The organism is Alicyclobacillus acidoterrestris (assembly GCF_022674245.1).
Classification (GTDB): Bacteria; Bacillota; Bacilli; order Alicyclobacillales; family Alicyclobacillaceae; genus Alicyclobacillus; species Alicyclobacillus acidoterrestris.
This window is the reverse complement of record NZ_CP080467.1, coordinates 862,287-872,161: the sequence shown is the minus strand read 5'-3', so window position 1 is coordinate 872,161 and position 9,875 is coordinate 862,287. Positions and strand designations below refer to the sequence as shown.

Here is a 9,875-nt window from a genome sequence, read left to right as displayed (position 1 = left end):
TTCCGACCCCTATCCGACATGTTTTGTCTGCGAAATGCTGTGTGCTTTGTCGACGACATACCCAAATAAGTTACATCCACGTAGTCTTTGTGCTCTATCCTACCAAATTGCTAGTTTACAAGCTATGGAAGATTGACAACAGATAGGGAATTGGTTCAAGAGGATGGATGGTCAGCACGATGCCGCTGGCAAAGGCGGATGCTGAATAGGATCGTCCTACCGCCTTGCCCGCAACCACATTTGAAAACAGGTCACTTTTGGATCACGACTGGCGTACCGATTTTGACAAGTTGATAGAGTTTCTTCGCGGCTTTGATAGGCAGTTCGACACACCCATTGCTCTGAGGATAGCCATACGTTTTGCGCGGATATCCGTGAATCGCCGTGTTCCCAACTAAATCCATCACATAAGGCACGCCCTTGATGTGATAAGTCTCTCCGTCCGGGTCTGTGCCGCTCATCGTGGCAGATAGCTCTTTCGCGTGAATGTAATACTGACCTGGTGCAGTGGCGGCTCCCGTAACCCCTGTATTACATAGCGACTTAAAAATCTGCTTGCCATTTTTATAAAGCGTTAACGTTTCCGGCGACGTTTCGCGAACAACCACTTGCTCATCGCTGGCCACAATAAATGGGCGTTCGATAGAAGTGTCCTGTAAGTACTGCCCCGTCTTGCTCACAGGTCCTTGTGGCCCACCAGCAAGCGTCATCTGTACGGTTTCCGTCGGCGGCAATGGCTTGTCCGGTATAAATTCCGCGGTCGTGGGGCTCGTCCACTCAACTTTGCCTTGCACATTCGGAGTAAAATGGATATCCTGAGTCAATTGTGATGGATTTGCGACAGGTGCGCTAAACGTAAATGTAAATGGCCCTTGGGCTGGCACGTTAAATTGCCACACCCCTGGATTCGTCGTCACCGTCAGCGGTGCAGCGGTTTCCCCCTGCAGTGTCACCGCTTTGCGAAGCGGCTTTGATTCAGGTCCAGTGGCTTGCTTCACCAGAATTTGATAGGTAGTTCCTTGCGCGAGCGCTGCAGGCACCCAAACATCGGTCGACGGTTTCTTCAGCGCCGTGTGGTGTACCGTTTTGCCTTGTTCCCAAGTAATCTGCGAGACAGGGTGATTAAACGCAAGTTCGACACCCTTTATCGCGTTGACCGCGACGACGCGGCCATATTTCAATTGCGGCAACGGTTGCTCCGCCCGCTTAGGGCTGCACCCGACAGTGGCAACACAACTCACGACCACCGCGCCAGCAAGCGCGCACCGAAGAACACGAATAGAATGGATTCCGTCTTTCTGCACTCTCATCACAATCCTTACGCCCACAACCATTCAGCTATCTCTTAAACTATCTGACGACGCACATGGCGTCAATGTTACAGAGAGGGAGGCAACGATGAGCCCCGAGGAACGAATGTCAACGCTGCGCCCCGGCCAAATATTCCGGCACTACAAAGGCGGACTTTACACCTATCACGCCATCGGACGACACAGTGAGACCGAAGAATGGTATGTGGTGTACGCCACGAAGACAGGCGACATCTGGATTCGCCCCTACGACATGTTTTTTGAAACCGTCGAGGTAGACGGCCAGGTGGTTCCACGATTCCAGCCCCTTGCTGACGCTTGATGGGGATAGGCCGCCGACGTGGCGGCCTACGACTGCACTGGCCGGGAGCGCGAGGGCGGCGGGATCGACCGGCGGTGGCGGCCACGGCTGCGATGGCCGGGAGCAACGAGAGCGGCCGGATCGACCGGCGATGGCGGCCACGGTTGCGATGGCTGGGAGCAGCGAGAGCGGCGGGATCGACCGGCGATGGCGGCGGCCACGGCTGCGCTTGCCGGGAGCAGCGAGAGCGGCGGGATCGACCGGCGATGGCGGCGGCCACGGCTGCGATGGCTGGGAGCAGCGAGAGCGGCGGGATCGACCGGCGATGACGGCCGCGGCTGCGCTAGCCGGGAGCAGCGAGAGCGGCCGGATAGACCGGCGATGGCGGCACATAAGACACTAAATCGACCTTATTCATGGAGTTTTGCTGGCCCAAGCCGGTTTAAGACATTTTAAATGCCCTATTTACTCAAAAGCTGCCCGATAAAGGCCAAAACCCGGAGATTAGTGCAGATTTGATGTCTTATTGGCGCCGAAAGAGGCGCGGATGTCTTATTAAGACACTCCGGCCGGCAGTTCCCGGCAGTTCCCGGCAGTTCCCGGCAGTTCCCGGCAGTTCCCGGCAGTTCCCGGCAGTTCCCGGCAGTTCCCGGCAGTTCCCGGCTGTTCCCGGCAGTTCCCGGCAGTTCCCGGCAGTTCCCGGCAGTTCCCGGCAGTCCAGACGCCGCCCACCAACACTCGCGTCCACAGCCGAATTATACTGCTGGTGGATCCTTATCCGACGGTGGACCGCCGCCCTCCCAATCGAAGTACGGGCGATAGCGAATGCCCGAATGAAACCCGATGATGCAATACAGGACCACGAACCCTATCCAGACCAACGAAGAGAGATAGGGAACCAACAATCCGATGAGGCCGAGCAGCCACAACGGGTTCATCCCAAACGCCTTGAACAATCGGGCGTGCCAGCGAATCGCCGCGATGAGGTAGAGGATGAGGGCAATCGCGCAAACGGCGACGCCCACCCAATGCCACAACAAAATCGCGATTCCCCCAACCACGGGCGCCAACAACCACAACCAGTTCCACATCGTCACGCGAGTCGTTCGAAAAAACGGGTATAGGTTCGCAACTGGAATATACGAAAGCCAGGGTAGCGGCACTGTCGCCTTGCGAAACATACAATACTGCGCCGTCGCAAACAGCAGGTACAGGATGACGACGAAGGCGAGATGCAACGCAACGAAGCCAAACATCATGCCAAGCGCGAGATGAAACCCGATATTCGGAGGTAAACCGTTCACATACACCTCTCCTCGCCTGCTACAAGGCGTGTCAGCGGGCAACCAGTCACGAACTCGTGCCACGAGCAAAACATCCATCCCTATGAATATCAACTATCATATAGCATATCATACAAAATCAACCACATGGACTGTGACCAGCCGAGTGGTGTATTTTCGTTTGGTGTCTCGGTTACCGGTTGATAGAGTTCGGGCAGTTCGAAGTCCGCCGTCATTTGTTCCTGGGAGCGGGCCAAATACGCGAATGCTTCCTCGCGATGGCCAAGCAGTGCGTGGCAGATGCCTAACCAAGGCAGGCCCATGCACCACTCTGCCTCCTGCCCCTGTTGTGCATAATATTTATCGTCAACATAGCGAATGACCCCGTGCCGGCGTAAAAGCGTTCCTTCCACGCGCTCGACAATCATCTCCGACATCCAGGCGGGTAACAGCCGATATGGATACACTAAACTGAGCAAGGCCATATCCACTTCTTTGGAAACGCTTTCATAGGGGAGCAATCGGTACAATGCGCAGAGCCCTTGTTGAATCGCTTCCCACGGGACGTCGACGAACGGGCGAATCGCTAATAGCCCCGCTACGCAGGCGCCTATACTGCTCGCATGTATTTCCCGGTTCTCTTCCCACATGCCGTTGTCGGCGTCGTGCCAGTATTCCAGCGTGATCAAATACGAAACAAGTAGCGTGAGAATCGATTTGTCCTCGTCGTCCCGCAGCATCGCTCGACCCTGTCGCAAACCTTCGCCAACGCCGAACAAAAAGGCGCCGATTGCGTCGTTCTGCGCGTTGCCCCAGGGTTCGTGGACTTCCTCCAGCGTGTCCGCTGTGTAGCGTGGATGAATGTACTCGAATGCCTCATGCGGCTTATGGGTTGCATGGTACGCTAATTTCCACTTGTACTTGCGGAAAATATCGAACAGACAGTGGTACGTCTCCTCAAATCGTGAATTGTCGCGATGGATGTCCGACAGCGCCATATAACAAACATCTCGAATCCAAACATAATGGTACGTGTTTGAAGGGCTTGCCACATAAAGGCCATTTGCCAGCCGTAGCGTATCTAAAACCTGCTGCACTTGGTCTCGCATGAAACACCCTCCTCTCCCCATCAGTTTAGACAGGGAGTTGGGAGGGTGTGATCAAAATGGGCCCATGTCTTAGTGGACCGCGACTTCGACCGGGAGATTGACATGCACACAGCCGTTAATCATGTCAATTTGTGTCTGATAGTACTGCTGCAGCGTTCCGACGTCCGACCAATACCCAGTCGCGACGTGTCCGTTCAATGGGATGCCTTTGCGAAGGAGGGCCGGAAATAGTTCACGGCCAAAATCATACGGCCGATCCGGCGGGACAAAATGGAGGATTTCTGGTTCAAGAATGTAGATCCCAGTATTCACAAAATAAGACCTATCCCGATCCCACACATCCGGTTTCTCTTCGAACCGGGTGATATTCGCGTTGGCGTCAAACTCGACGACGCCGTAACCCAGCGGGCATGCCACCTGCGTCAGAACCAGGGTAGCCAATGCACGGCTGCGACGATGGCTTTGCATGGCCTCGGAGAGGTCAAAATCCGTCAAGCCGTCGCCACTCATCACAATGAAGGTCTGGTCGAGGTGCTCATGCAACGCTCGGATACCACCTGCTGTACCTAAGGGAACAGGCTCATCCTGATAACGAATCTGGACACCCCATGCACGGCCGTCACCGAAGTAGTTACGAATTGCGTCCGCCAGATAACAAACGGTAATGGTAATATCGTCAAATCCATATTTGGCGAGCAGTTCCACAATGTACTCCATTGTGGGCCTATCAAGCAGTTTCAACATCGGCTTTGGCAGCAGCTTCGTCAAAGGTTGTAAACGGGTCCCCTTACCCCCAGCCATGATGACAGCCTTCATATCCAGCCCCCTTATCGTCTCGTGAAATCTTGTGATGTGGCAGTATATCAATTTCCCCTTCGCACTATGACGGGCGTATGCGCTTTCATACAAATAAAAATCAGAAAATTATATGATCTAGCTATACGCTGATTCGTTACGCTGGAATTGTAAGGGCATAAAAAAATGCACAGGGCAGCGCCTGTGCATGACCATCATGTTGCCCGGTCGGTTTTCGTCACATGTCACGGACTCGTCACGGTGTCCGCCTTAGCCGGAGCGGAGGCGCTGTGATAGACACCCGCCGTTTGCCGGGCAATGTTTTGCCAGTCAAACCGATGCAGCGCCCGTTTTGCGTTGTCAGCCAATTGTGCCGCAAACTGCGGATCTCGCAGCAACCGGCCCACTTGATTCGCAACAGATGCGGCATCGCCGGGGAACGCGGTCAACCCGTTGTGTTCGTGCGAGACGATGTCTGAGAGGCCACCAACGTCCGAAACCACCACGGGTACCCCCGCCGCCATTGCCTCCAACGCCACAATCCCAAACGGTTCATACAAACTTGGGAACACAGCCACCTTTGCCTGCTCCAGTAAGGCATTGCGCGTGTCATCCCCGACAAACCCGAGAAACTCCACGCAATGGGCCAATCCCAAGCGCTGTGCCTGCGCACGCAAATCCTCCAGCATCGGCCCGTGACCGACAATGACAAAGCGCACGTGCGGATTACGGGACACAATCGTCGTGGCCGCCTCCAACAAGACATGGACGCCTTTCTCGCGGACGAGCCGTCCAATAAACAACACCATCGGCGGATCTGACGAGTTCTCCTCACCAAGTGCCGACTTCGTTGAGGACACATCCGATCCGTCCATGCCATGCACATCGGCACCATTCTGTGGTGTATGCCGCAAAAGCGCTGCGTCTACCCCGTTTGGAATCATATGAACTCGATTCTCCTGCAACCCAAACAAATGAGTAACCTCGTGGGCCATATAGCGGCTGCAGACAATCACCTCATCCGCGTCGTTCGTCAACTCCCGTTCAATTTGGTGAATATGTCGCTGAATGTCCGTTTTGATGCCTTGGTTGCGGCCGTGCTCTGTGGCGTGGATGGTCACGACGAGCGGAAGTCCATGGTGCGCCTTCAAAAACCGGGCTGCGTCGGCCACAAGCCAATCATGGGCGTGAATCACATCAAACTGGAGTCCGTCTACCTCTATCAGTTGGAGACACCTCGCCAACATCGCTAGATTCAGTTGAAAGACGAAATGAATAAATGCACCACCATCCGGTTGCGGGACGTGAACGCGGTGCACATGCACCCCTACGACCATTTCGTCGTTGGGGTAACCATTCACCTCGGTCGTCACGACGTGCACTTCACATCCTTGTTGGACCAAGTGTCGGCTCAGATCGTAAACGTGTCGGGCGAGTCCGCCCACCGTCATGGGAGGGAACTCCCATGATAGGAGTAAAATGCGTCGGGCTGGCTGCGACGTTCGTTCATCACTCGGCGCAGCTAAGCGATTTCTGCGAGAACAGAAGTTGCGATAGTCGACATTCGGAAAAATCGGGCTATCGAGTTCCACCTGCTTTAAATAGGCCAAATCAATGTCCGCTTGATCCACCATCTCGCACAGGCGACGGCATCGGTTGACATGGCGCTTCGTCCGCTCAATGGCGTAATCCACTGTCGTTTTGTTGTCCATCATGAACGCAAAATCGCTACTGGCCGCCAGCATCCATTCCCGCACCGCCTGATTCAGCGCGCGGCGCAGGGACAAAGAGGGATTTGGGTTGGCATTCGCAAGTCGCGAAAGTGTCAACTCGCACTCGTGTAAGGCGGGATAAATCCAGTCGTTCGTGCCGTTCAACCAGACGTCACCGTAGCCATCCCTCCCCCACGTCGAGAAATGTAACGTCGTCGTTTGAAAATCGCTATATAGGGCGAGATATTCAGATGGCGTGATCGATTGAATGTCCGCTTGGTCAAAGTGCATTTTGCGAAATAACATGTCGAGAAACACAGGACCCTCATACCACCAGTGTCCAAACAGCTCCATGTCGTACGGCGCGGTCACCACAGGTGCGCGGCCAATCTCCTCTTTCGCACGGGCAATTTGGTACGTGCGGTTGCGCAAAAAATCTTCGGCGTGCATGGCGGCTTTCGCGCGTGCGGCGACGAAATCATAAGGCTGTTTGTCCTCCGTGTGACCCGTGATGCGGTCGTACTTGATCCCTGTGTTCAAGCGGATCCCGTCCTCGCGAAATAAAGGCGCCAACTCATCGGCTGAGCGTTGAAAGCCAATATCGCGGTAATATTCACGGTAATCATAGTCACCTGGATAACCGTACTCCGAGCTCCAAACCTGGTGGGAAGACGACGTGTCGCGCGCGAATGCAGATAACCCCGTCGGCGTCACCACGGGCGCATAAGTGCCAAAGATGGGAGCAGGTGTAGCACTTGTCAATCCATGCGTGTCGATAAACACGTACTGAACACCGCAGTCTAGCAAAATCCTGTCTAATCGCGCGTCATATGCACACTCCGGCAGCCACATCCCCCTTGGGCGCGTTCCGAAGTGATGGGCAAATACGTCTACAGCCGTCGCAATCTGCGCACGCAACCCTTCTTCTGTCAGCACGTAAGGAAGGAATGCATGTGTCGCAGCCGACGTGATCAGTTCCACGTGTCCCGCCCTCTGAAGCGCTGCAAAAGCCGGCAGGATATTGCCCGCATGTGCATCAAAAAAGGCGAGCACCTGCTCGAAGCGCTCCCGGTACGCCTTCGCAAGTCCCTGCAACACTGGATTCTCTGCGGTTCTATCACACTCCCTCTCACACAACTGAAGCAGCTTCGTCATGTGCTGACGATAGCGCTGTTGCAGCGCCTGATCTGCAAGCATCGAGATGAGTGGTGACGATAGCGAAATGGTTACACGGAAATCGACACCCTCCGCCGCGAGCGTGTGGAACACTTGCAAAAGCGGGATATACGTCTCCGTCAACGCTTCAAAGAGCCAGCGCTCCTCTATCCTGTTTTCCTCTTCAGGGTGCCGGACGTATGGTAAATGTGCGTGCAGGACCAAGTTGAGATATCCGAGTGTCATTCGCTTCTCTCCTCCGACACATGTACGTGATAGCCGTCGAACGTCGCCTCGTAGGGGTATAGGGCCTCTGTAGGCGACGGGGATCTTAGGTCGCGATGAAACGATGGATTCGATGCAACAGGGGAGAACTGGACACTCGGCAACACGTCACCCGCTTTCGCTGGTGGAAGGTGAATCACACCAGACGAAAGAATACAGAACAGTCTATTTTCAAGGGTTGTCGTAGAAAGATGGAGGATATAATTTCGGCCAGGTGACAGTGAATGCAAGTACCAGTTATCGTCGTCATGCGTTACTGGATGTTGCGACACGAGTGGGGCATTATAGCCGTCGAACCAACAATCCGTCACGTCGTAGACGCACAAAAACAGCGGTAATGATCGCCAGTTGCAGTGAAAATGCGCGCCAAACAACCACTGATAGTGTTCATCGACCTCCCAATAGACGAAAGCGGTGAACGGATCTTTGACCATCGCGACCATCCGGCTACGACCAGCTTTACGCGTCCAGGTGTCGTCATACAGGTTGTCCTTTCCCAAGACATCCACTCCATTTTTTCGTTCACTTCAGAATTTGGCGTCGGTCTAGCGGATGTCATCCGCCATCATCCAGAGCCTAGTCCATACATATGTAAGGAGAGAAGCGTGGATGCCTTTCGGCGCAAAGACCTAACTTGAAACGTTGTGCAGCGCAGCACCGTCTCATGTATGCAGACCTTTGATGTCCCGAGGTGGGCATCGTGCAGTCAGATCGCGACGCGTTAGGAGATTTTCCATTGAACAAATTGACCATTCCGTCTGTCGTCCTGCTCAGTTGCGCGCTCGCAGGATGTGCACCCACTACACAACACACCGCGACAGCGAGCAACGAAACGAAGGCGTTTGTATCCAAACCCAACAACTCAACCAAACAAACAGCTGCTTTACCGGCTGAAAATTCGACCAACACAACCCGCAGGGATGCAAACGCAATGACGCTATCCACTGCCGAACGCGTTCAAATGACAGCCAAGACTGTGAACGCCCAGCACGACAAAATTACGTATCCGCAACTGTCCGGACTCACAAACCAAACTGTCGAATCGAAACTCAATGCCCTACTACAGATAAATCCGGCTCACCTCCAGACCATCGGCCCAGATGACAGCTACACAGCAAACTATCAGGTCGTGTTCCAAGCAGGACCACTCTTGGAGATTGACGAAACAGCCTATGATTATCCGCAAGGCGCCGCGCACGGCGAACCCACCCAGCATATGATTCTGATGAATATGGAGACAGGCGCTACCTATCAAATGGGGGATTTGTTTCGGGCGGGATCGAACTATTTAGACGTACTAAGCCAACAGATTCGACAAGAGGACACAAAATCTATACTCGATAGCAACTTCTCTGGAGTCACTGAAAAAGACGGGTTTTCGATTACACAAACCGGTGTGCGCATATTCTTCGATCCCTACGAGTGGGCCGCCTTTGCCGCCGGATTCCCGACATTCGACATACCGTATGACGCGTTAGAGTCGGTCATCAATTCACAAAGTGATTTGTGGCAAGCCCTGCAGCGCACAGATACGCAACAGGACATCCACGTCCAAACAGAGGACATGAACAAAATCAAATCACTAGGCTATCAACCCTACCGGGTGTCCCCCACAGATGCCGTACCATGGTTCGCACAGAGCAATACGCCACAAGGCACTCCACTATACGCGTTTAGCGCCACCAAAGGCTCAGGAGAGGGAAAACTATTTTTCTTTCTCGGAGAGAAGTACCTTGGCACGGATACCCTAAAAGATCACGCACCGCCGATCAATCTGTACCCGGACGGAAGTGGAGGCATGGTCGGCGAATATTCCACCACCGGCGCGAATGGCGAACTCGAATCATTCACCACCCGGTTTCACTGGAATGGCATGAAACTCACGACAACGCCAAACTTTCCAAGCTCCTTCTCGTAAACCAAAT

The 9,875-nt window shown here is 54.1% G+C and carries 9 protein-coding genes; 3 read left to right on the top strand and 6 right to left on the bottom strand.

Translation table 11 applies throughout. From position 1 onward, the window contains the following. Positions 1-251: 251 nt before the first annotated feature. The gene (locus K1I37_RS04075) at positions 252-1,304 is read right to left on the bottom strand and encodes a L,D-transpeptidase (protein WP_161624402.1); all 1,053 of its coding nucleotides are present in this window, start codon (positions 1,302-1,304) and stop codon (positions 252-254) included. Between the two features lie 94 nt (positions 1,305-1,398). Here K1I37_RS04075 and K1I37_RS04070 point away from each other — a divergent pair, with 94 nt between their 5' ends. Both K1I37_RS04070 and K1I37_RS04065 read left to right on the top strand, forming a co-directional pair. Continuing rightward, the gene (locus tag K1I37_RS04070; protein WP_021298671.1) at positions 1,399-1,632 is read left to right on the top strand and encodes a DUF1653 domain-containing protein; all 234 of its coding nucleotides are present in this window, start codon (positions 1,399-1,401) and stop codon (positions 1,630-1,632) included. 186 nt (positions 1,633-1,818) lie between these two features. Then, positions 1,819-2,067 (top strand): hypothetical protein, encoded by a 249-nt coding sequence (locus K1I37_RS04065; protein WP_152498886.1) that lies wholly within the window; start codon positions 1,819-1,821, stop codon positions 2,065-2,067. A gap of 299 nt (positions 2,068-2,366) precedes the next feature. On the opposite strand, the gene K1I37_RS04060 is transcribed toward K1I37_RS04065, so the two are convergent. The 5 genes from K1I37_RS04060 to K1I37_RS04040 all read right to left on the bottom strand — a co-directional run bounded on the left by K1I37_RS04060 (position 2,367) and on the right by K1I37_RS04040 (position 8,450). Then, positions 2,367-2,915, bottom strand: coding sequence for a hypothetical protein (locus tag K1I37_RS04060; RefSeq protein ID WP_021297414.1), 549 nt, complete (start codon positions 2,913-2,915; stop codon positions 2,367-2,369). Positions 2,916-3,004: 89 nt separating this feature from the next. Next, complete coding sequence (locus tag K1I37_RS04055; RefSeq protein ID WP_021297413.1) at positions 3,005-4,003, bottom strand: glycoside hydrolase family 15 protein; 999 nt, start codon at positions 4,001-4,003, stop codon at positions 3,005-3,007. Between the two features lie 69 nt (positions 4,004-4,072). Continuing rightward, positions 4,073-4,819 (bottom strand): nucleotidyltransferase family protein, encoded by a 747-nt coding sequence (locus K1I37_RS04050; RefSeq protein ID WP_021297412.1) that lies wholly within the window; start codon positions 4,817-4,819, stop codon positions 4,073-4,075. Between the two features lie 224 nt (positions 4,820-5,043). Next, on the bottom strand, positions 5,044-7,911 hold the full coding sequence (locus K1I37_RS04045; protein WP_021297411.1) for a 1,4-alpha-glucan branching protein domain-containing protein: 2,868 nt from the start codon (positions 7,909-7,911) through the stop codon (positions 5,044-5,046). Beyond that, positions 7,908-8,450: a DUF4912 domain-containing protein gene (locus K1I37_RS04040; RefSeq protein ID WP_021297410.1), complete on the bottom strand. Its 543-nt coding sequence runs from the start codon at positions 8,448-8,450 to the stop codon at positions 7,908-7,910. The genes K1I37_RS04045 and K1I37_RS04040 overlap by 4 nt, the downstream gene beginning before the upstream one ends. 236 nt (positions 8,451-8,686) lie before the next feature. Between K1I37_RS04040 and K1I37_RS04035 the strand changes: the two genes are divergently transcribed. Beyond that, a complete protein-coding gene (locus K1I37_RS04035) occupies positions 8,687-9,868 on the top strand; it encodes an RsiV family protein (protein WP_152498827.1) in 1,182 nt (393 codons plus the stop codon). Positions 9,869-9,875 lie beyond the last annotated feature (7 nt).

What these genes read in the sequence shown, in the direction of transcription:
- K1I37_RS04070 (WP_021298671.1), top strand. Translation starts at nt 1,399, where the DNA reads ATGAGCCCCGAGGAACGAATGTCAACGCTGCGCCCCGGCCAAATATTC.
- K1I37_RS04065 (WP_152498886.1), top strand. Translation starts at nt 1,819, where the DNA reads ATGGCGGCGGCCACGGCTGCGCTTGCCGGGAGCAGCGAGAGCGGCGGG.
- K1I37_RS04055 (WP_021297413.1), bottom strand. Translation starts at nt 4,003, where the DNA reads ATGCGAGACCAAGTGCAGCAGGTTTTAGATACGCTACGGCTGGCAAAT.
- K1I37_RS04050 (WP_021297412.1), bottom strand. Translation starts at nt 4,819, where the DNA reads ATGAAGGCTGTCATCATGGCTGGGGGTAAGGGGACCCGTTTACAACCT.
- K1I37_RS04045 (WP_021297411.1), bottom strand. Translation starts at nt 7,911, where the DNA reads ATGACACTCGGATATCTCAACTTGGTCCTGCACGCACATTTACCATAC.